General features: G+C 76.0%; 18 protein-coding genes. 11 read left to right on the top strand and 7 right to left on the bottom strand.

Going from position 1 to position 18653, the window contains the following annotated elements:
- Positions 1-11: 11 nt before the first annotated feature.
- Both ACFWJ4_RS02100 and ACFWJ4_RS02095 read right to left on the bottom strand, forming a co-directional pair.
- Positions 12-3308, bottom strand: a complete 3297-nt coding sequence (locus ACFWJ4_RS02100) for a sacsin N-terminal ATP-binding-like domain-containing protein (RefSeq protein ID WP_380538343.1) — start codon at positions 3306-3308, stop codon at positions 12-14.
- Positions 3309-3537: 229 nt separating this feature from the next.
- Positions 3538-4419: a DUF3027 domain-containing protein gene (locus ACFWJ4_RS02095; RefSeq protein ID WP_359905871.1), complete on the bottom strand. Its 882-nt coding sequence runs from the start codon at positions 4417-4419 to the stop codon at positions 3538-3540.
- Positions 4420-4967: 548 nt separating this feature from the next.
- Between ACFWJ4_RS02095 and ACFWJ4_RS02090 the strand changes: the two genes are divergently transcribed.
- The 4 genes from ACFWJ4_RS02090 to ACFWJ4_RS02075 all read left to right on the top strand — a co-directional run bounded on the left by ACFWJ4_RS02090 (position 4968) and on the right by ACFWJ4_RS02075 (position 8592).
- Positions 4968-6317: an MFS transporter gene (locus ACFWJ4_RS02090; RefSeq protein WP_380538475.1), complete on the top strand. Its 1350-nt coding sequence runs from the start codon at positions 4968-4970 to the stop codon at positions 6315-6317.
- 73 nt (positions 6318-6390) lie between these two features.
- Positions 6391-6936 carry a hypothetical protein gene (locus ACFWJ4_RS02085; protein WP_380538341.1) on the top strand — a complete coding sequence of 182 codons (546 nt, stop codon included), beginning with the start codon at positions 6391-6393 and terminating at the stop codon, positions 6934-6936.
- Positions 6937-6947: 11 nt separating this feature from the next.
- A complete protein-coding gene (locus ACFWJ4_RS02080) occupies positions 6948-7748 on the top strand; it encodes a futalosine hydrolase (RefSeq protein WP_380538339.1) in 801 nt (266 codons plus the stop codon).
- On the top strand, positions 7741-8592 hold the full coding sequence (locus ACFWJ4_RS02075; protein ID WP_380538337.1) for a 1,4-dihydroxy-6-naphthoate synthase: 852 nt from the start codon (positions 7741-7743) through the stop codon (positions 8590-8592). The genes ACFWJ4_RS02080 and ACFWJ4_RS02075 overlap by 8 nt, the downstream gene beginning before the upstream one ends.
- A gap of 18 nt (positions 8593-8610) precedes the next feature.
- Here ACFWJ4_RS02075 and ACFWJ4_RS02070 read toward each other — a convergent pair whose 3' ends face one another.
- The gene (locus ACFWJ4_RS02070) at positions 8611-8994 is read right to left on the bottom strand and encodes a cold-shock protein (RefSeq protein WP_359905755.1); all 384 of its coding nucleotides are present in this window, start codon (positions 8992-8994) and stop codon (positions 8611-8613) included.
- A 471-nt stretch (positions 8995-9465) separates the two neighbouring features.
- Here ACFWJ4_RS02070 and ACFWJ4_RS02065 point away from each other — a divergent pair, with 471 nt between their 5' ends.
- The gene (locus ACFWJ4_RS02065; protein WP_380538335.1) at positions 9466-9705 is read left to right on the top strand and encodes a hypothetical protein; all 240 of its coding nucleotides are present in this window, start codon (positions 9466-9468) and stop codon (positions 9703-9705) included.
- A gap of 100 nt (positions 9706-9805) precedes the next feature.
- Here ACFWJ4_RS02065 and ACFWJ4_RS02060 read toward each other — a convergent pair whose 3' ends face one another.
- Positions 9806-10435: an HAD family hydrolase gene (locus ACFWJ4_RS02060; RefSeq protein ID WP_380538333.1), complete on the bottom strand. Its 630-nt coding sequence runs from the start codon at positions 10433-10435 to the stop codon at positions 9806-9808.
- A 99-nt stretch (positions 10436-10534) separates the two neighbouring features.
- Between ACFWJ4_RS02060 and ACFWJ4_RS02055 the strand changes: the two genes are divergently transcribed.
- The 4 genes from ACFWJ4_RS02055 to ACFWJ4_RS02040 all read left to right on the top strand — a co-directional run bounded on the left by ACFWJ4_RS02055 (position 10535) and on the right by ACFWJ4_RS02040 (position 14572).
- Positions 10535-11581, top strand: coding sequence for a FecCD family ABC transporter permease (locus ACFWJ4_RS02055; protein ID WP_380538331.1), 1047 nt, complete (start codon positions 10535-10537; stop codon positions 11579-11581).
- A complete protein-coding gene (locus ACFWJ4_RS02050; protein ID WP_380538329.1) occupies positions 11578-12696 on the top strand; it encodes a FecCD family ABC transporter permease in 1119 nt (372 codons plus the stop codon). The genes ACFWJ4_RS02055 and ACFWJ4_RS02050 overlap by 4 nt, the downstream gene beginning before the upstream one ends.
- The gene (locus tag ACFWJ4_RS02045) at positions 12696-13514 is read left to right on the top strand and encodes an ABC transporter ATP-binding protein (RefSeq protein WP_380538327.1); all 819 of its coding nucleotides are present in this window, start codon (positions 12696-12698) and stop codon (positions 13512-13514) included. Before ACFWJ4_RS02050 ends, ACFWJ4_RS02045 begins: the two co-directional genes overlap by 1 nt.
- A 71-nt stretch (positions 13515-13585) precedes the next feature.
- The gene (locus ACFWJ4_RS02040; RefSeq protein WP_380538325.1) at positions 13586-14572 is read left to right on the top strand and encodes an ABC transporter substrate-binding protein; all 987 of its coding nucleotides are present in this window, start codon (positions 13586-13588) and stop codon (positions 14570-14572) included.
- Here the strand turns inward: ACFWJ4_RS02040 and ACFWJ4_RS02035 are convergent.
- Positions 14463-15392, bottom strand: a complete 930-nt coding sequence (locus ACFWJ4_RS02035; RefSeq protein ID WP_380538323.1) for a DUF6597 domain-containing transcriptional factor — start codon at positions 15390-15392, stop codon at positions 14463-14465. The genes ACFWJ4_RS02040 and ACFWJ4_RS02035 overlap by 110 nt on opposite strands.
- Before the next feature lie 65 nt (positions 15393-15457).
- Here ACFWJ4_RS02035 and ACFWJ4_RS02030 point away from each other — a divergent pair, with 65 nt between their 5' ends.
- A complete protein-coding gene (locus ACFWJ4_RS02030) occupies positions 15458-16045 on the top strand; it encodes a TIGR03086 family metal-binding protein (RefSeq protein WP_380538321.1) in 588 nt (195 codons plus the stop codon).
- Positions 16046-16089: 44 nt separating this feature from the next.
- Here ACFWJ4_RS02030 and ACFWJ4_RS02025 read toward each other — a convergent pair whose 3' ends face one another.
- Positions 16090-16965: a LysR family transcriptional regulator gene (locus ACFWJ4_RS02025; RefSeq protein WP_380538319.1), complete on the bottom strand. Its 876-nt coding sequence runs from the start codon at positions 16963-16965 to the stop codon at positions 16090-16092.
- Positions 16966-17087: 122 nt separating this feature from the next.
- Positions 17088-18068: a PRC and DUF2382 domain-containing protein gene (locus ACFWJ4_RS02020; RefSeq protein ID WP_380538317.1), complete on the bottom strand. Its 981-nt coding sequence runs from the start codon at positions 18066-18068 to the stop codon at positions 17088-17090.
- 200 nt (positions 18069-18268) lie between these two features.
- On the opposite strand from ACFWJ4_RS02020, the gene ACFWJ4_RS02015 reads away from it, so the two are divergent.
- A complete protein-coding gene (locus ACFWJ4_RS02015) occupies positions 18269-18637 on the top strand; it encodes a nuclear transport factor 2 family protein (protein ID WP_380538315.1) in 369 nt (122 codons plus the stop codon).
- Positions 18638-18653 lie beyond the last annotated feature (16 nt).

The raw sequence follows: 18653 nt of genomic DNA, 5'->3' as shown, positions 1-18653 counted from the left end.
GCGGGGGGCGCTCAGCCCTCGAAGTCGCGGGCGGCCGAGAGCTCGTAGGCGCGGTCCGGCTCGCTGAGGGCGGCCAGCACCTCGAAGCGGCGGTGCCACTGCCCGACCGACCAGGCCAGCCCGGCGGCCAGGCCCTCCGGCGTGGCCGCGTGCAGCAGACCGGGCACCGGCGGGACCTCGAACTCGTCGTCCTCGTCGCCGGCCTCGGCCAGCTCCGGGTCGTACGGCGGCTCCGGGGCGTCCGCCCCGGTGTCCCAGCGCCAGTCCACCGCCGCCTCGCCGCCGTCCGGCCCGACGACCAGCAGCTCCTCGTGCTCCTCGTAGGCGACCGGGCAGCCGGGCAGCAGTTCCCGCACCACCGCCGGGACCCGGTGCAGCACGCCCTCGGAGAGCACCCGGCCGCCCGCCACCTCGCTGGCCAGCGACACGTGCAGCCGCTCGGCGAGGTCCGCGGCCAGCGCCGGGGCGACCGGCAGCAGCGGGTACGGGTGCAGCAGCTGGACCAGGTCGGGGGCGTCGGCGACGACCGCCTCGGTGGCGTCCACCACCACCGTGTGGTCCGGCCGGCGCCCGGTGTCCGGGTCCAGCGGCGGCAGCGCCCGCACCACGTCCAGCGGCTCGATCCGCCCACGGTCCACCCGGGCCAGCGCGGTGTGGATGCCGTGCAGCTGACGGTGGCCGACCTCGGCCTCCGGGTCGGTCATCCGGTCCAGCACCTCGTCCGGCCCGTGCGGCTCGGCGAGCAGCGCGGCCAGCGTGGTGCGCACCCCGAGCGCGTGCAGGAACTGGTCGTCCAGGGTGGTGCGGGCCTCGTCGTACAGGCCGCGCAGCAGCGGGTCGGCCCCGGCGGCGCGCAGACCGGCCGGCTCCCGGCCCGCCAGCACCGGGTGGTCGCGCAGCCACCACGCGGTGTACGGCGGCAGGTCGGCGTACGAGCCGTCCGGCAGCAGGGTGCGCACCGGGGCGACCACCGCGTCCCGGTACGGCGGGCGGGCCAGCGCCGCGAGCGCCTCCGGCCAGGCGTCGTCGTCCACCCGGTCGAGGTCGCGCACGGCCAGCAGCTCGGCGGCCACCGGCGGGACGCCGACCGCCTCGTCGGCCTGCAGCGCCTCCAGCGCGTCCTCGGCCCACTCGGCGAGCCCGTCCGGCGCCTCGTCCAGCAGACCGGTGGGGTGGCCGCCGGCCGCGCGGTCGGCCGGGACGGTGGGGTCGAGCCGCTCCAGGTCGTCCGGGTCGAGCACCACGTCCTCGGCGCGCACCAGCACGAAGTCGGCCAGCACGCCGACGGCGGTCAGCACCTCCGGCCCCCAGCGCTCCAGCAGCTCGTCGTCCACCCAGCCGGCGTCCTCCTCGCGGGCGAGCGCGGCGAACGGGCTCCCGGGCAGCACGAGTTCACCGGCCCGGGCGGGCTCGCCCTCGTCGTCGAGCAGCGCGAGCCGGGCCAGCCAGGGGTGGGCGCCCGGCTCCGGGGCGGCGGCCTTCACCAGGGCCAGGACGGCGTCGGCGAGTTCGAGCGCCGCGTCCAGGTCGTCCTCGGCCAGGTCGTAGGAACGGGCGACGGCGGCCCGCACCTCGGGGGTGTCCAGCACCCCGGCCGGGGTGGCGGTGCCGGCGCCGAGCTTGGCCAGCAGCGGGTGGGCGGCCTCGGGGTGGGCCAGGCGCAGGTCGAGCGCCGCGAGCGCGCCCGCCAGCGACTCCGGGTAGCCGGGGAAGGCCGCCCAGTCGGCGTCCTCGGAGGGCAGCAGGACGCGCCGCGGCCCGGTGACCGTCCGCCCGTCGGCGAGCGGGACGGGCAGCGCGCCGAGCGCCTCCGGGTCGGCCGCGCCCAGCGCCGCGTACAGGTTGCGCCACCAGGCGGGCTCGCGGTCCAGCCCGCCGAGCTGGTCCACCACCTCGGCCAGCGGCACCCGGCGCACGTTCAGCACCCGCAGCTCGGTGCGCCGCTCCAGGCCGGCCGGCAGCAGCCCCGGGAAGATCGGCGAGAGCGCCTCGACCACCGAGCCGTCCGCGCCCTCCAGCAGCGTCGCGTCCCGCGGCCGCAGCGCGGGCGTGCCCTCCTCGACCGGCGCCGGGTGCGGCAGGAACGGCGTCCCGGGCAGCCGGGAGAGCACCTCGGCGCGCAGCGCGTTGTCCAGCGCCCCCTGGCCGAGCGGGGCCGGGACGAGACCGAGCGAGCCGAGGTCGGCGCCGCGGGCGCGCAGCAGCTCCGCGTAGCTGTCGGCGGCGCGCTCGGTGAGGAAGTCGGCCAGCGGGCCGGGGGCGACGTGCCGGCGGGTGGAGTCCAGCGGGTACGAGGCGATCAGCAGCGCGGGCAGACCGACCGGCTCGTCGCTGGGGGTGGGCGCGTGCAGCACGGAGGCGATCCCGGGCCGCTGCGGGACGCCGTCCGGGCCGACCGGGACGGCCCAGGTCACCGTCCAGTACGGGCGGGCGCGCTCCTCGGTGGGCCGGTCGCCCAGCAACTCGGCCGAGAGCGTGCCGGAGGCCCCGACGGTCTGCCAGACCGTCTGCCGCAGCCGGCCGCCCGCGTCGTCGGTGACGGTGACCTCGGTGACCCCGTCCGGGCGGGTCTCCGCGGCGTCCCGGGTGAGCGTCCGGGTGCCGTCCGGGGTCTCCACCACGACCTCGCGCAGGCCGGGCAGGGTGAGCAGCAGCGCGTCGTCGATCCCGGCCAGCAGACGGCGGGTCAGGTCCTCGGCGGCGGCGTCCCGCAGCGGCAGCACCACCACCGTGTCGTAGCCCGCCGGGGCCGGGCCCTCGGCCGCGAACGGCAGCCGCAGCAGCGGCACGTGGCCGTCCCGGCGGCGCAGCTCGTCGGCCAGCTCGGGCTGCGCCGCGGCCAGCGCCCGCGCCTCGCCGAGCGACCAGCGCACCCCGCCGGTCGCGCTCAGCACGGCGGGCTCGTCGGTGACCGCGAGGACGGCGGCGAAGCCGACCCCGAACCGGCCGACGGCGGGCGTCTCACCGCGCTTGGAGGAGGCGCGCAGGGTGGACAGCGACTCGACGGCGGCCTCGTCCAGCGGGGCGCCGGTGTTGGCGGCGGCGAGCACGCCGTCGGCGAGGGTCAGCCGCAGCCGGCCGGGGCCGTGCCCGGCCCGGACCGCCGCGTCGGCCGCGTTCTGCGCCAACTCGACCACCAGGCGGTCCCGGTAGCCGCCGAGCGCCAGCTCCTCCTCCGCGTTGGCGTCCTCCCGGAACCGGGCCGGCGAGGCGGCCCAGGCGGCCAGCACCCGTCGGCGCAGCGCGGCGCTGCCGAAGGGGTCCGCGAGGTGCTCGTCCGTGCCGCTGCCGATGATCCGAGGTTCCACTGGACCTGCCGCCTTCCGCTGCCCTGTTCGTCGTAGGGCATTCTTCCCTGCCCCACTGACTGCTCCCGACCACGGGCCCCGCCGCCGGCGGGCCGGGGACGGCGCCGGCGGCGGACCTGACGGCCTTTCCGCCGCCCGCCCGGCACCCGCCGTCCGCCGGCCGGAAAGCAGCGCGGCCCGCGCCGGTCGTTGACCGGGCGGGCCGCTGGAGCCTGGGCGCGTGCCCGGCTCAGGAGTGGCCGAGCTCCTCGGCCGGGGCGTCGGGTTCGACCGAGCCGGAGGCACGGTCGGGGTGCAGCGGGAGCGGCTCGACCACCAGCTCGTCCAGGATCAGCTCGGACGGCGCCGGCGGGGCCGGGATGACGGCCGCCTCGGAGTGCCCGCCGCAGCCGTACGCGAAGGAGACGATCTGGCCGTCGGCCGGGCCGAACTCGTTGCCGCACACGCCGAAGGCCTGTCCGAGCGAGCCGCCGATCGGGACCAGGAAGCCGCAGCTCGCGCACGAGGCCGGGGCGGCCTGCGCCATCGGGGTCTGCGAGCCGTGGGACTTCTCCCAGCGCTCGGCGGCCAGGTGCAGGCCGAGCCGGGAGAGCACCCGGCTGCGGCCGAGGCCCAGCTCCTCGGCGACGGCGTCGATCCGGGCGCGGGCCGGGGCGGGCTGGACGTGCGGGTCGGTGACGACCAGGTCCTCGTCCTGCGCCAGGGCGACCGCGGAGTTCGGCGCGGGCTCGTCCTCGCCGGTCCAGCCGGGCTCCAGCCGCAGGTCGTCGGCGCCGGTGGGCAGCAGGTCGCCCGGGCCCATGTCGCCCGGGCGCAGCCGGTCGCTCCACGGCACCCACTGGGGCGCGAGCACCGCGTCGGGGCCGGGCAGCAGCACGACCTCGTCCAGGGTCACGTTCTTGGCGCGCGGCGCACGGGCGACGGTGACCGCCCAGTGCCAGCCGCGGTAGGCCGCGTCGAGGCACTCGAAGGTGTGGGTGACGACGCGGTCGGCGTCCGCCTGGACACCCAGGTGCAGTCCGACGGCCTCCGCACCGACGGCCTCCTCGGCGGCCTGACGGGCGAGTTCGACGGCCTCGGCACAGAGCCGGTCGGGGGTACGGCTTCGCATCGCAGCACTCACGGCGTCGATTCTCTCCCAGTTCTTCTGTCGCCCACGGCGTGTTGCCTGTTCCGTCGCGGCTCGGTGTCCCTCGTCCATTCTGCGTGACCGGGAGCCCCCTCGGGTACCGGCCGCGCCGCTCGACCGGCCTGCCGGCGCCCCGGCGGGTCGGCGGGTCGACCTTGGGCAGGCTACCCGTCGGTCGGCGCCCCGGCACAGTCCGGGGCGGACCCGGCCCTTCCGGGACCGCGCCGAGCCGGGCCCGCTCCCGCGTCGGCTCGGCGATTCTGGGGCAGGATGGGCTTGTGGCGGACCACGACCCGTCGCAGCACGCACTGCGCGACCCAAAGGCCGGCAGCCCCGACCCCACGGACGCCGTGCCGCGACAGCAGCCCCCGGTCCCCGGCGCGGACGAACCGCAGCCGGCGGACGGCCCCGGGCCGCCCGCAGACACCGTGGACCCCTCCGGGGCCGAAGCCCCGGACGGCCCCGACCGGGCCCCGCGGGAGCCGGACGGGGACGAGGACGAGGCCCCCGAGCCCCGCCGGCACTTCCTGATCCGCACCGCCTCCGCCGCCGGCTCCCGCACCGGCAAGGTGGTGCACGGCACCGGCCGCCGGATCCGCCGGGCCACCGCCGCCGAGGGCGCGGGCGAGTCCGGACTCGCGAAGCTGATCGAGCTGCACGCGCTCAACTCCTTCGGCGACATGCTGATCACCGTCGCGCTGGCGTCCACCATCTTCTTCTCGGTGCCCACCGGCGAGGCCCGCGGCCGGGTCGCGCTCTACCTGCTGATCACGATGGCCCCGTTCGCCCTGCTGGCCCCGGTGATCGGCCCGCTGCTGGACCGGCTGCCGCACGGCCGCCGGGCGGCCATGGCGATGGCGATGCTGGCGCGGGCGGTGCTGGCCTGGACGATGGCCGGGGTGATCGTCGGCGGCGGCATCGCGCTCTACCCGGAGGCGCTCGGCGTGCTGGTCGCGTCCAAGGCGTACGGCGTGGTGCGCAGCGTGGTGGTGCCGCGACTGCTGCCGAGCCGGCTGTCCCTGGTGAAGGCGAACTCCCGGGTCACCCTGGCCGGACTGCTGGCCACCGGCGTGGCGGCCGGGGTGGGCGGGCTGCTGCACCTGGTCGGGCCCGGCTGGCCGCTGCGCGGCGCCTTCCTGGTGTTCGTGGTCGGCACCCTGATGGCCTTCCACCTGCCGCCCGCGGTGGACTCCGCCAAGGGCGAGCAGCGCGCCGTCCTGCACGCCGAGGTGCACGGCGAGGGCTCGCACCTGATCCACCACAGGCCGCCGCCGGTCAAGGCCTCGCTGCGCACGGTCGGCCCCTCGGTGATCCTGGCGCTGCGGGCGATGTCGGCGATGAAGTGGCTGGTCGGCTTCCTGGTGATGTTCCTGGCCTTCCTGCTGCGGGAGGAGCCGATCGGCGGGCTGCGGCCGACGGTGGCGCTGGGCCTGGTGGCGCTGGCCGCCGGGACGGGCAACGCGCTGGGCTCGGTGCTCGGCTCCTGGCTGCGCACCCGGGGCCCGGAGAGGACCATCAGCGCGATGCTGCTGCTGGCGACCTGCGCGACGGCCGCGGCCGCGCTCTGGTACGGCGTGGTGACGGTGGTCGTGGTCGCCGCGGTGGCCGGAATGGCGGCCTCGCTGGGCAAGCTGGCCCTGGACGCGCTGATCCAGCGGGACGTCCCGGAGGCGGTGCGGACCTCGGCGTTCGCCCGTTCGGAGACCCTGATGCAGCTGTCCTGGGTGGCGGGCGGCGCGGTCGGCATCCTGCTGCCGCTGAACGGGAAGCTGGGCCTGTCGATCGCCGCCGGGGTGGTCGGCCTGGCGCTGCTGTGGACGCTGCGCTCACTCCTGCGGGTGGGGCCGCGGCGGCACCCGGCGACGCCCCGGGTCGCCTGACCGCGCCGGCGCGGCAACACGCGGTGCCGACCCCCGCGTCGCGTGATCGGCCGGGCCCGGTAGATTCTGACGCATGAGCCTCAATTCCCGTGCCATCGCCGCCCTCGGCGCCGTCGTCGTGGTCGGCGCCGCCACGGTGGGCACCTCCGTCGCCATTGCCGCCGGTCAGACCGAGCACATCTCGCACCGTGCCACCCTCACGGTCGGCAACTCCTCGATCGTCGCGGACCCGCTGTGCTGGAACGCCGGCAGCCCGCTCACCGACGACCAGCAGCAGAAGTGCCAGGAGGACGCGACCAAGGCCCTGCGCGACGGCACGCTGCCCACCTCGGACGTCGTGGGGAGCGACCGGGTCGGCGTCGGGGTCTCCCCCAACGTGGCCGACACGGGCTGGTGGGCCTTCACCAACGGCGGCTCGTCCAACCAGGGCGGTCGCTACACCCTGTTCTCGGCTGCCAAGGGCCCGACCTGGTCCGGCGCCCAGTCGGCGAACAAGGTGCTCAACTCCAGCGGCAAGACCGTGGTGACCGTGGTCGAGGGCGACCCGAACCAGGAAGCGCCGATCGCCGTCTGGTACTTCCAGCTGAAGACCGAGGGCAACAGCTCCGACAACGGCTGACCGGTCCTGCGATGACCGCGCCCGCCGTCACCGACGGCCGCACCGAGCAGTCGGGCCCCGCACGGGCCCGGCTGCTCGTCGTCGTCGCGGTGGCCGCCGAGGCCGAGGCCGTGCTGCGCGGCCTGCCCGGTGCGACCGCCGCGCTGCCGCTGCCCGGCGGCACGCTGCACCGGGCCCAGGAGGTGCCGGTGGACGTGCTGGCCGCCGGGGTCGGCCCGGCCGCCGCCGCAGCCGGCGCCTGCGCCGCGCTGGCGGCCCACCCGTACGCGCTGGCCGTCTCGGCCGGGATCGCCGGCGGCTTCGCCCCGCTCGCCCCGGTCGGCTCCACGGTGCTGGCCGACGCGATCGTGGCCGCGGACCTCGGCGCCGAGACCCCCGAGGGCTTCGCCGACGTCACCGAGCTGGGCTTCGGCACCGTCCGGCACGCCCCGCCCCCGGCCGCCGTCGCGCTGGTCGCGCGGGCGCTGGGCGGTCCGGGCCTCGCCGTCGGCCCGGTACTGACCGTCTCCACCGTCACCGGCAGCGCCGCGCGGGCCGCCGAACTGGCCGCCCGCCACCCCGGTGCCGTCGCCGAGGCGATGGAGGGCTTCGGGGTCGCCGAGGCCGCCGCCCGGTACGGCGTGCCGGCCCTCGAACTGCGCACGGTGTCCAATCCGGTGGGCCCGCGCGACCGGGCCGCCTGGCGGATCGGCGAGGCGCTGGCCGCCCTGGAGCGGGCCTTCGCCGCGCTGCCCGTGCACGACCTGGCCGCGCGCCACGAACCGGACCTGGCCGCGCGCCACGAACCGATTGAGGAGGCCGGCCGTGGCTGAACGGCTGAGCATCGCGTACTCGCCCTGCCCGAACGACACCTTCGTCTTCCACGCCTGGGCGCACGGCCTGGTGCCCGGGGCGGACGCCCCCGAGGTGACCTTCGCCGACATCGACGTCACCAACGGCCGGGCCGAACGCGGCGAGCTGGACGTGCTGAAGATCAGCTACGGCGCGCTGCCCTGGGTCCTGGAGGAGTACGCCCTGCTGCCCTGCGGCGGCGCGCTGGGCCGCGGCTGCGGCCCGCTGGTGCTCACCCTGCCGGGCGTGGCCTCCCCCGCCGACCTGGCCGGGAAGACCGTCGCGGTGCCCTCCGAGCGCTCCACCGCCTACCTGCTGTTCCGGCTCTGGGCGGCGAAGGCGGTGCCCGGCGGCTTCGCCGAGATCGTCGTCCTGCCGTTCCACGAGATCATGCCCGCCGTCCGGGACGGCCGGGTGGACGCCGGCCTGGTGATCCACGAGGCCCGCTTCACGTACCGGCAGTACGGCCTGCACAGCCTGGCCGACATGGGCGAGGCCTGGGAGCAGGAGACCGGCCTGCCGATCCCGCTGGGCGCGATCGTCGCCCGGCGCTCGCTCGGCGCCGAGCGGCTGCGGGCGATCGCCGACGCGATCCGCGCCTCCGTGCGGCAGGCCTGGGCGGACCCGGCGGCGAGCCGCGAGTACGTGCTGGCGCACGCCCAGGAGATGGACCTGGACGTCGCCGAGCAGCACATCGGGCTGTACGTCACCGAGTTCAGCGAGGACCTCGGCGAGGAGGGCTACGCCGCCGTCCGCGCGCTGCTCACCCGGGCCGCCGCGGAGGGGCTGGTGCCCCCGCTCGACCCGGGTGCGCTCGCGTTCTAGCCGGCGGCCGGCCGACGGTCAGACGTCGAACTGGTCGGCCACCGCGCGCAGCAGGCCGGCCAGCTTCTGGCCGGTCGGCTTGGCGGGGTAGCGCCCGCGCTGGAGACCGGGCAGCACCGCGTCCAGCGTGGTGATCAGGTCCTGGACGATCGGTGCCATGTCGTCGGCGCTCCGGCGCTGGGCGGCGGCCACCGAGGGCAGCGCCTCCAGCAGCTGTACCGCCATCGCCTGGTCCCCGCGGTGCCCGGCGACCACGCCGAACTCGACCCGCTGGCCCGGCTTCAGCGACGTGACACCGGAGGGCAGCGCCTTGGTGTGGACGAAGACGTCGCCGCCGTCGTCGCGCGACAGGAAGCCGAAGCCCTTCGTCTCGTTGAACCACTTGACCTGGCCGGTGGGCATCTCGAACAGTCCTCGAATGGGTGTGGGGGATCCCGGCCCGGGCCGGGGATCACTGGGTGGTGGGAAAAAACGACCGGCCTCGACTCGGCGCCCGTGGGCGCTCATGGCCGGCACGCGGTCAGGAGCAGACTAATCGTCCGTCACTGCCTCATCCGCGTTCCGCGAGGGATCCGCGTTCCGAGGCCCGGTCGGGGCGGCGGGACCGGGATCTCGCGGTCACGGGCAACCCGGCGCCGGCACGGCCGGGGCGCGGCTCCGCGCGGTCCATCGGCTCACACCCCCCGGGTCTGAGGACGCGGGGCGCACCTGTAGCGCCCCTCGGCACCCCGTGCATACCCCCGCTCAACAGGGATCAAAACGTTCAGCTGCCGGGAAACTGCGCAACGTGACCGACCCGCTCCGGTGGCGGCCCCCGGCCGCCGCTCTGCCAGACTGGGGACAGTGCCGACCGGCCCGGAGGAGTGAGCAGACGTGAGCAGCCAGAGCACCGACCCCGGCGACGTGTACGTCAAGGCCGGGGCGATCGTCTTCGGTCTCGGCGCACTCGCCACCCTGGTCACCTTCGTCCCGCTGTTCCTGCACCTGACGCCGCTGCCGACGGCGGCCTACTGGCTGAGCATGCTGATGCCGGCCGGTTTCCTGGCCGCGCTGACCGGGCTGCTGCTGAACGCGCGGTCCCAGCGCCGCCGGAGCGCGCCCGTCGAGTCCTGAGGACGGCCGGGACGGCCGCCGGGGACCGGCTGCGGTCCGCGCGGACCGCTACGGGCCCGGCCGACCGCTACGGGCCGCCACAGGCCGCTGCGGGCCGGCGCTAGCGGTCGGCCAGGTGCGCGGCGAGCCAGTCCGGGAAGTCGGTGAGGTCCGCCAGCACCACGTCCGCACCCGCCTCGCGCAGCTGCTGCGCGCTGTACGGGCCGGTGGGCACGCAGACCGCGACGGCGTCCGCGCGCCGGGCGCCCCGGATGTCGCCCAGGTGGTCGCCGACGTAGACGCTCGCGCCGTGCTCGCGCAGCGCGTCGCCCTTGGTCTCCGCCCACAGGTCGCCGATCACGGTGTCCGCGGCCAGCCCGGCGTGCTCCAGGTGGAGGCGGGCGTTCGGCTCGTACTTGCCGGTGATCACCGCGACCCGGCCGCCGTGGGCGCGGACCGCCTCGACGGCGGCGTGCGCGCCGGGCAGGGCCACGGTCGGGGCGAAGGCGTGGTCGCGGTAGAGCTCGCGGTAGCGGTCGACGACCCGCTCCACGTCGGCCTCCGGGAACCAGTTGCGGATCTCGTCCAGCAGCGGCGGGCCCAGCCGGGTGACCACCAGGTCGGCGTCGATGTAGGTGCCGGTCTCGGCGGAGAGCGCCAGGTAGGTGGCGCGGATACCCGGCCGGGTGTCCAGCAGTGTCATGTCGAGGTCGAAGCCGACGGTGAGCGGAGTGGGCGGGGTCGCGGACATGCCGTCAGGCTACCCAACCGGCGCCGCGCACCACGAGGCGATTTGCCCGGGCTTCTCGGCTGAACTTAGGTTTACCTGAGTTGTCTGCGGAGAGGGCCCATGACCGACACCAGCGCACCGCCCGGCGCACCGCCCGGCTCGCCGTACCGGGCGCCTCGGCGCCGAGCACTGTGGCTCGCCGCCGCCCTCGCCGTCCTGGCCTCCGCGGTGCTGCTGAGCCTGGCGGTCGGCAGCCGGACCATCCCGTTCGGCGACACGCTCCACGCCCTGCTGCACGGCGGCGACACCGCCAACGCCGTGGTGATCCGCGAGCTGCGGGTGCCGCGCACCGTCGTCGGCCTGGCCGTCGGCGCGGCACTCGGCCTGGCCGGGGCCGTCATGCAGGGCCTGACCCGCAACCCGATCGCCGACCCCGGCATCCTCGGCGTCTCCCAGGGCGCGGCGGCCGGCGTGGTGGTCGCCATCTCCGGCTTCGGCGTCTCCACCCTCACCGGGTACGTCTGGTTCGGCTTCGTCGGCGCCGTGATCGCCACCGCGCTGGTGTACGGGCTCGCCGGGCGCGGCCGGGGCGGGGCCACGCCGATCAAGCTGGCGCTGGCCGGCTCGGCGACGTCCGCCTTCATCGCCTCGCTCAACACCCTGGTGCTGACCACCGACGCGGCCACCATGGACCAGTTCCGCTTCTGGCACGTCGGCTCGCTCTCCGGGCGGACCTCGGACGTGGCCTGGCAGCTGCTGCCGTTCCTGGCCGTCGGCACGGTGCTGGTGGTCGCGGTGGCGCGCGGACTGGACGCGCTGGCGCTCGGCGACGACACCGCGAAGGGGCTGGGCGCCAAGACCGGCCTGGTCCGGGCGGTCGGCGCGCTCGGCGCGACCGTCCTGACCGGTTCCGCGGTCGCGGCGGCCGGTCCGATCGCCTTCGTCGGCCTCGCCGTCCCGCACGCGGCCCGCGCGGTGGCCGGCGCCGACCACCGCTGGATCCTCGCCTTCTCCGCCGTCCTCGGCCCGGCGCTGCTGCTGCTCGCCGACACCCTCGGCCGGGTCCTGTTCCCGCCGTCCGAGGTCCCGGCGGGCGTGATGACGGCCCTGGTCGGGGTCCCGGTGCTGGTGGCCCTGGTCCGCCGCCGGAAGGTGGTGGCCGCATGAGTTCCGTCCCCGGCACGGCTCCCGGCCCCGGCGCGCCTCCCGGCCCCGGCACGGCCCCCGGCCGCCGCAACGGTTCCGTCCCCCTGCGCGGGTACTCCGTCGTCCGGGCCGGACGGGCGTCGTTCCTGCTGCACCGGCGCTCGGTGGCCGTCGCCGTCGGGCTGCTGGTGGCGCTGGCGGCGACCGTGGTGGCCTCGCTCTGCCTGGGCGAGTCCACCGTCCCGCCGGGCGAGGTGGTCAAGGTGGTGCTCGGACGGCCCAGCCCGCACGAGCTGGTGGTCGGCGAGTTCCGGCTGCCCCGGGTGGTGGTCGGGCTGCTGGTCGGCCTGGCGCTCGGGCTGGCCGGGGCGCTGATCCAGACCGTCGCCCGCAATCCGCTGGCCAGCCCCGACGTGGTGGGCGTGACCTGGGGCGCGACCGCGACCGTGGTCGGCCTGATGGCGTACGGCGTGGTCGGCTCGACCGGCCAGGCCCCGTACGCGGCGGTGGCCGGCGGGCTGGTGGCCGGGCTGCTGGTGTACGCGCTGGCCTGGCGGCGCGGCCTGCACGCGCAGCGCTTCGTGCTGATCGGCATCGGCATCAGCGTCGCGCTGTCCTCCCTCACCTCCGTCTTCCTGACCAAGGGCGACGGCTTCCAGGCCCAGGCCGCCAAGGTCTGGATGACCGGCAGCCTGAACGGCGCCGGCTACGACCAGGCCGAATGGCTCGCCCGGGTGCTGCTCGCCGCCCTGCCGGTCGCGCTGTGGGCCGCCCGCGCCCAGCGGTCGATCTCCTTCGACGACGCCACCGCCGTCGGCCTCGGCCTGCGCCTGGACCGGATCCGCCTCGGCATGGCGCTGCTGGGCATCGTGCTGGCCTCGTGCGCGGCCGGGGCGGCCGGGCCGGTGGACTTCGTCGCGCTGATGGCCCCGCAGATCGCGCTGCGGCTGGCCCGCTCGGCGCAGATCCCGCTGTTCTGCTCGGCGCTGACCGGCGCGCTGGTGGTGGTCCTCGCCGACCTGATCGCCCGGCGGCTGCTCGCTCCGACGGAGCTGCCGGTGGGCGTGGTGACCGGCATGGTCGGCGCCCCGTACCTGATGTGGCTGCTGATCCGATCCCGCCGTGGAGGTTCCTGATGTCCGCTCACCGTCTGGAGGCCCGGGGCCTCACCCTGGCCTACGAGGCGCGCACGGTCGTCGAGGGCCTGGACGTGGCCGTTCCGGACGGGCGGGTGACGGTGATCGTCGGCCCGAACGCGTGCGGCAAGTCGACCCTGCTGCGGGCCCTCGGCCGGCTGCTGAAGCCGGTCCGGGGCGCGGTGCTGCTGGACGGCGAGGAGCTGGCGCGGATCCCGACCAAGCGGATCGCCCAGCGGCTCGGCCTGCTGCCGCAGTCGCCGACCGCCCCCGAGGGCATCTCGGTGGCGGACCTGGTCGCGCGCGGCCGCCAGCCGCACCAGAGCTGGTGGCAGCAGTGGTCGCCGGAGGACGAGACGGCGGTCGCCGAGGCGCTGGAGCGCACCTCCACCGCCGAACTGGCCGAGCGGAGCATGGACGAGCTGTCCGGCGGCCAGCGCCAGCGCGCCTGGATCGCGATGGCGCTCGCCCAGGGCACCGACATCCTGCTGCTGGACGAGCCGACCACCTACCTGGACATCGCGCACCAGGTGGAGGTGCTGGACCTGGTCCGCCGGCTGAACGTCGAGCGCGGCCGGACGGTCGTCGCGGTGCTGCACGACCTCAACCAGGCCGCCCGGTACGCCGACCACCTGGTGGCGATGCGGGACGGCCGGGTGGTGGCGCAGGGCCCGCCCGCGGACGTGGTGACGGCCGAGCTGGTGCGGGAGGTGTTCGGACTGGACTCGGTGGTGGTGCCGGACCCGGTGACCGGCACCCCGCTGGTCGTGCCGGGCGCCCCGTGGGCGGCGCTCACCCCGGACGGCGCCTCCGCTTAACGGCACTTTAGCTGCCATTTCGGACATAATCGACGGCGCCCCGACCCGCCCGCGCCGCCAGAGGACCGCCGATGCCCCGGATCTCCCGCCGCACCCTCCTGACCGGCCTCGGCGCGGGCGCGCTCGCGGCGGCCGCCGGCTGCACCACCCGGCACCCGGCCCCGGGGGCCGCGGACGGCCCCGTCACCGGCGCCTGGCCGTCCCCGGCCCCGGTGCCGCCGGTGACGGTGAACGCCGCCACCGGCCCGGTCCTGGTGCCGGGCGCGCCGATGCGGGTGGTCGTGCTGGACACCGACGTGCTCGACTCCGCGCTGACCCTCGGCATCACCCCGGTCGGCGCCGCGCTGCCGGGCCGCGACACCAGCTACCCCGAGTACTGGCCGGCCTCCCGGACGGCCGGGATCCGGCTGGTCGGCCCGGTCGGCGCACCCGACCTGCCGACCGTACGGGCCCTGCGGCCGGACCTGATCCTCTCCAACCAGACCCGCGACGGCGACCGCTACGAGCAGCTGCGGGAGATCGCCCCCACCGTGCTCACCCAGACCTCCGGGGCGCCGTGGAAGGCCGACTTCCAGCTGCACGCCCAGGCGCTGAGCCGGGAGGCGGCCGGGGCGGCCTTCGCCGGCGCGTACCAGAAGCACGCCGGACAGGTCGCGCAGGCGCTGGCGGCGGCGAAGCTGTCGGGGCGCAAGGTGAGCCTGGTGCGGTTCGTGGAGGGCGGCGGCATCCGGCTGTTCGGGCGGCAGAGCTTCCCCGGGACGGTGCTCTCCGACGCCCAGATCGGCCGGCCCGACGCGCAGAACGTCGACCAGTCGGACTTCGAGATCCCGCCGGACCAGCTCGCCCGGGCCGACGGCGACCTGCTGCTGTACGCCACGTACGGCGATCCGGAGCTGTCGGGCGCCACCGCGGCACTCGCGAGCCCGGGGTGGCAGGCGCTGGGAGCCGTCAAGGGGCACCGGGCGTTCCCGGTGGACGACCAGCTGTGGTTCCAGGGGATCGGGTACACCGGGGCCAACTACGTGCTGGACGAGCTGCAGCGCTTCCTGGGGGCGTAGCCGGGGTCCGGCGCGACCCCGCGTAACGGGCCGGGGAGACGCCGACGGCCGCGGTGAAGTCCCGGGTGAGGTGCGCCTGGTCGGCGTAGCCCAGCTCGGCGGCGAGCGCGGCCAGGTCCAACCCGCCGTCCGTACCGGCGCGTTCGGCGGCCTCGTGGAGACGGGCACGGCGCAGCACCCACTTCGGGGAGGCGCCGACGTACTCGGCGAACAGCCGCTGGAGACGGCGGACGGTCAGGCCCAGCCCGGCGGCCAGCTCGTCCACCCGGCGAAGGTCCGGTGTGCGGGTGATCCGGTCCACCATGGCGGCGACCTCGGCGGCGACCGGGTCGGGCGCGGGCAGCCGGGGGCGGAGGAAGGCGTCGGCGAGCGCGGCCGGATCGCCGGGCGCCCCGAGGACCTCCGCGTTGAACCGGTCGGCCGCGGGCCCGAAGTACTCGGCGGCGGGCACGGAACGGTCGGCGAGCCCGCTCACCGGGTGCCCGGCGAGGGCGCGGAAGGCGCCGGGACGGAACCGCGCGCCCAGCACGTGCCCGGCGCCCTCCAGCCGTCGGACGAAGAGCGAGCGGTCCACCCCGTACACCCGCGCCACCGGCGCCTCGAAGACCAGGTGGACGTTGGGGTGGGCGAGCACCTTCTGCTCGTACGGCGGCAGGCCGTGCAGATCCCAGCGGACCAGCCAGTAGTACTCGACGAACACCGCCACGGCCGGGTCGGGCGCGAGCCGGTCCACGGTGATCAGCTCCGCCGCCCGGGCGGGGTGGAGCACGCCCCGGCCGAGGTCGGGGGAGGCCGGGGAGGCCGGCGAGTCCATGCCCATGCCGCCAGGCTAGTCGTCGCGTTTCTTCAAGACCCGCCGGTGCGGCCCGGCCCAGAATCGAGGCCATGAACGCCCACCCGATGCACCCGTTCCTGACCCGCGCCGCCTCCGCCGCGGCCGGTGTCGCCGCCGCCGTCCCGGCCGACCAGCCGCTGGACGCGCCGACGCCCTGCCCGGAGTTCGACACCCGCGCGCTGATCAACCACTGGGTGCTCTACACCTCGCACGGCCTGGAGCACCGGGCCCGGCGGATCGAGCTGCCCGAGGAGCTGAACGCGCGGGACTTCGCCGCCGACCCCGACTGGCGCTCCGCCTACGCGGCCCAGCTGGAGCGCGCGGTCGCGGCCTGGGCGGACCCGGCCGCCTGGGAGGGGGACGTCGACCTCGGCGGCACCCCGATGCCGGCCGTCGGCATCGCCCGGATGCTGATCCTGGAGCTGCTGCTGCACGGCTGGGACGTGGCCCGGGCGACCGGCGGGCGGATCGAGGTCGACGAGGAACTCGCCCTGCTGACCGGGGAGATCGTGGCGGAGAACGCCGAGCTGTACCGGCAGTACGCGGGCTTCGCCGAGGCGGTGGCCCTGCCGGAGGACGCCCCCGCGTGGGACCGCGCGCTGGCCGCCTCGGGCCGCGACCCGCACGGGAAGGCCTGAGCCGAGGACACCGGGCCCGGCCGGGTCGCACGGGCGGTACGGGATCAGCCCTGACGCAGCGCCGCCCTCAGCCGGGCCATCAACAGCCGTACGGCCGGGGAGGGTTGGTCGCGACGGGCGACCAGCCCGAGCCGGGCCCGGATGGCGGCGTCGACCAGCGGGACGGCCCGCAGTCCGTCGCCCGCGGCGGAGGAGGGGCTGAGGACGGCCACGCCCGCGCCGCGCTCGGCGAGCCGGAGCAGGGCGACCGGGGAGCTGGCCTCGATGTCCACCCGCGGGTCGAGGCCGAGCTGCCGGCAGGAGCCCCGGTAGGCGGCACGGATGCCGGTACCCGGGGAGAGGCAGAGGATCTTCTCGCCCCGCAGGTCCGCGAGCCGCAGCCGAGCCCGGTCCAGGGAGTGCCCGACCGGGACGACGGCGGCGATCGGCTCGTCGATGGCGACGGTGGCCTCCAGGCCCGGGAAGACCTCGCCCGCGTAGCCGATCAGGGCCAGGTCGAGCGAGCCGGCCAGGACCTGCGCCTGGAGGTCCTCGGAGTGCCCCTCGTGCAGGCTGAGTTCGATGCCGGGGTGACTGCGGCCGAGGTCGGCGACGGCGTCCAGGAAGGGCGGGATCGAACAGCCCGTGATCATGCCCAGCCGGACCCGGCCGCGGACGGCGTCCGCGAACTCGGCGACGGTGTGCTGGATGGCGTCGAGGGTGGCCAGGGCGTTCTTCGCCAGCGGGAGGACCGCTTCGCCGGCCGGGGTGAGGCGCACCTGCCGGCCCGCCCGGTCGAGCAGCAGCTGACCCAGTTCGCGCTCCAGCTTGGCCACTTGGGTGCTGATGCCGGACTGGCTCACGTGCAGCCGGGCCGCGGCGGCGGTGAAGGTCCCCTCGTCGACCACGGCGGCGAAGTAGCGCAGCTGGTGCATCTCCATGACCGGTGACGATATTCGACCGGTGCTCCATCCGCTCGGCCGATCGGTCCGCCGGGGACGACCCGGTGGGCGCCCGGACGCCCGGGCCGCGGCCACGCGGGGCGGTCACGACCCGGCCGACGTCACCGGCGGCGGTCCATGCCCTGGATCTCCTTGCCCTGGACCGCCTTGCTCTGGATCTCCTTGCCCTGCGTCCGTGCCGTCCCGCCGTCGGGCAGGTCGGCCTCGATGCGCTCCTTGCGCACCCGGCCGGTGACGGTCTGCTCCTCGACGCGTTCCTCGGTCACCAGCCGCACGCGCTCGACCGGGACGGCCTCGGTGCGCACGACCGGCCGCTCCGCGTGCAGGGTGACCTCGTACTCGGCCTCCGAGATGAGCTCGCCGGACATCACGGCACCCCGGTCGGCCTCGGCGATGGGTTCGTGCTCGACGTGGACCTCCTCGTGCCGCACCGGCACGGTCTGCCGCTCCTCCTCGGTGACGACGTACTTGCGCAGCTTCGCGTGGCCGGCTTCGTACCGCTCGACGCCGACGCGCATCCGCTCCTCGGAACGGGTCATCGTGCCGTCCTCGCCCGGGTGGACACCGGTCCGGCCGGTCGCGGAGGCGGCGCCCGGAGCCGCGGCGGCACGCGTGGCGGCGGTCGGGGTCGTGGCGGCCCGACCGGTCGCGGCGGCAGCGCCCGTCGTACCGGTGTGCCCGCTCGTGGCGGCGGTTCCGGCAGCGGCGGCCGCGGCGGTGGTGCCGGTGCCCGCGGCGGGCCGGTCGGCCGCCTTCCGGCCCCCGTCCCCGATGCCGTAGTACTGGTGGAGCCGATGTTCCTCGCGCACGGAGAGGTGTCCGCCACGGTCCACGTCCACCAGCGGCGCGTTGTTGACCTTCTCCTTCGGGTACGGCACCTCCAGGTGTTCGCCGACGACCCGGGCGTCGCGGATCGGCACGAACAACTCGCCCGCCCCGAACCATCCGGTCTTGACGCTGACCCACGCCGGCTTGCCGGTGACGTCGTCGAGGAACATGTGGTCCGCCTTGCCGATCCGGCTGCCCCGTACGTCGTGGACGGGCTGGTGCAGCATGGAGCGGGCCTGCTGTTCGGTGATCACGATTCACGCCTCCTTCGCATTCCAGCGATGAGCGCCTTACCGGCCCGAACGGTCCGAAACCACTTCAGCCGGCCTTCACTCGGCGTGACAGTCGTGGCCCGCCGATCACGCAGCGCACCCTTCTTCCATCATCAGAAGAGATAGGTTCCATCTGATTCATCTGTTGGACGGATGATCGTGGTGGCCGGGAGGATGGAGGCATGACGACGACGAAGACCGCGCGTGAGCTTGCCGAGACCTACTTCACCGCCTGGGAGGCGGGCGACTTCGAGACCGTCCGGGGGCTGCTGGCCGAGGACGTCGACTTCGTCGGCGCGCTGGGGACGGTCTCCGGGGTGGAGGAGGCGCTGGCCGGGCTGAAGGGGCTCGGGCAGGTGCTGGAGAAGATCGACGTGAAGGTCCGGGTGGCCGAGGGCGACGAGGTGATCACCTGGTTCGAGCTGTGCACGAGCATCGCCCCGCCGGCGCCCACGGCGAACTGGATGCACGTCGAGGACGGGAGGATCGCCCGGATCCGGGTCACCTTCGACCCGCGCGGCCTGCTGGCCGGCTTCGAGCGGAAGGCCTGAGGCCGACGGTCCCGGG

The organism is Kitasatospora sp. NPDC127067 (genome assembly GCF_042724755.1).
GTDB classification, from domain to species: Bacteria; Actinomycetota; Actinomycetes; order Streptomycetales; family Streptomycetaceae; genus Kitasatospora; species Kitasatospora lactacystinica.
Note: the sequence above shows the minus strand (reverse complement) of the source record. Positions and strands in the feature narration are given on the sequence as shown.

Excerpts from the sequence above, each read along its gene's own strand:
- ACFWJ4_RS02095 (WP_359905871.1), bottom strand. The coding sequence starts at position 4,419 with ATGCGAAGCCGTACCCCCGACCGGCTCTGTGCCGAGGCCGTCGAACTC.
- ACFWJ4_RS02045 (WP_380538327.1), top strand. The coding sequence starts at position 12,696 with ATGTCCGCTCACCGTCTGGAGGCCCGGGGCCTCACCCTGGCCTACGAG.
- ACFWJ4_RS02040 (WP_380538325.1), top strand. The coding sequence starts at position 13,586 with ATGCCCCGGATCTCCCGCCGCACCCTCCTGACCGGCCTCGGCGCGGGC.
- ACFWJ4_RS02050 (WP_380538329.1), top strand. The coding sequence starts at position 11,578 with ATGAGTTCCGTCCCCGGCACGGCTCCCGGCCCCGGCGCGCCTCCCGGC.
- ACFWJ4_RS02085 (WP_380538341.1), top strand. The coding sequence starts at position 6,391 with ATGAGCCTCAATTCCCGTGCCATCGCCGCCCTCGGCGCCGTCGTCGTG.
- ACFWJ4_RS02070 (WP_359905755.1), bottom strand. The coding sequence starts at position 8,994 with ATGCCCACCGGCCAGGTCAAGTGGTTCAACGAGACGAAGGGCTTCGGC.
- ACFWJ4_RS02030 (WP_380538321.1), top strand. The coding sequence starts at position 15,458 with ATGAACGCCCACCCGATGCACCCGTTCCTGACCCGCGCCGCCTCCGCC.
- ACFWJ4_RS02080 (WP_380538339.1), top strand. The coding sequence starts at position 6,948 with ATGACCGCGCCCGCCGTCACCGACGGCCGCACCGAGCAGTCGGGCCCC.
- ACFWJ4_RS02055 (WP_380538331.1), top strand. The coding sequence starts at position 10,535 with ATGACCGACACCAGCGCACCGCCCGGCGCACCGCCCGGCTCGCCGTAC.
- ACFWJ4_RS02060 (WP_380538333.1), bottom strand. The coding sequence starts at position 10,435 with ATGTCCGCGACCCCGCCCACTCCGCTCACCGTCGGCTTCGACCTCGAC.
- ACFWJ4_RS02025 (WP_380538319.1), bottom strand. The coding sequence starts at position 16,965 with ATGGAGATGCACCAGCTGCGCTACTTCGCCGCCGTGGTCGACGAGGGG.
- ACFWJ4_RS02015 (WP_380538315.1), top strand. The coding sequence starts at position 18,269 with ATGACGACGACGAAGACCGCGCGTGAGCTTGCCGAGACCTACTTCACC.
- ACFWJ4_RS02035 (WP_380538323.1), bottom strand. The coding sequence starts at position 15,392 with ATGGGCATGGACTCGCCGGCCTCCCCGGCCTCCCCCGACCTCGGCCGG.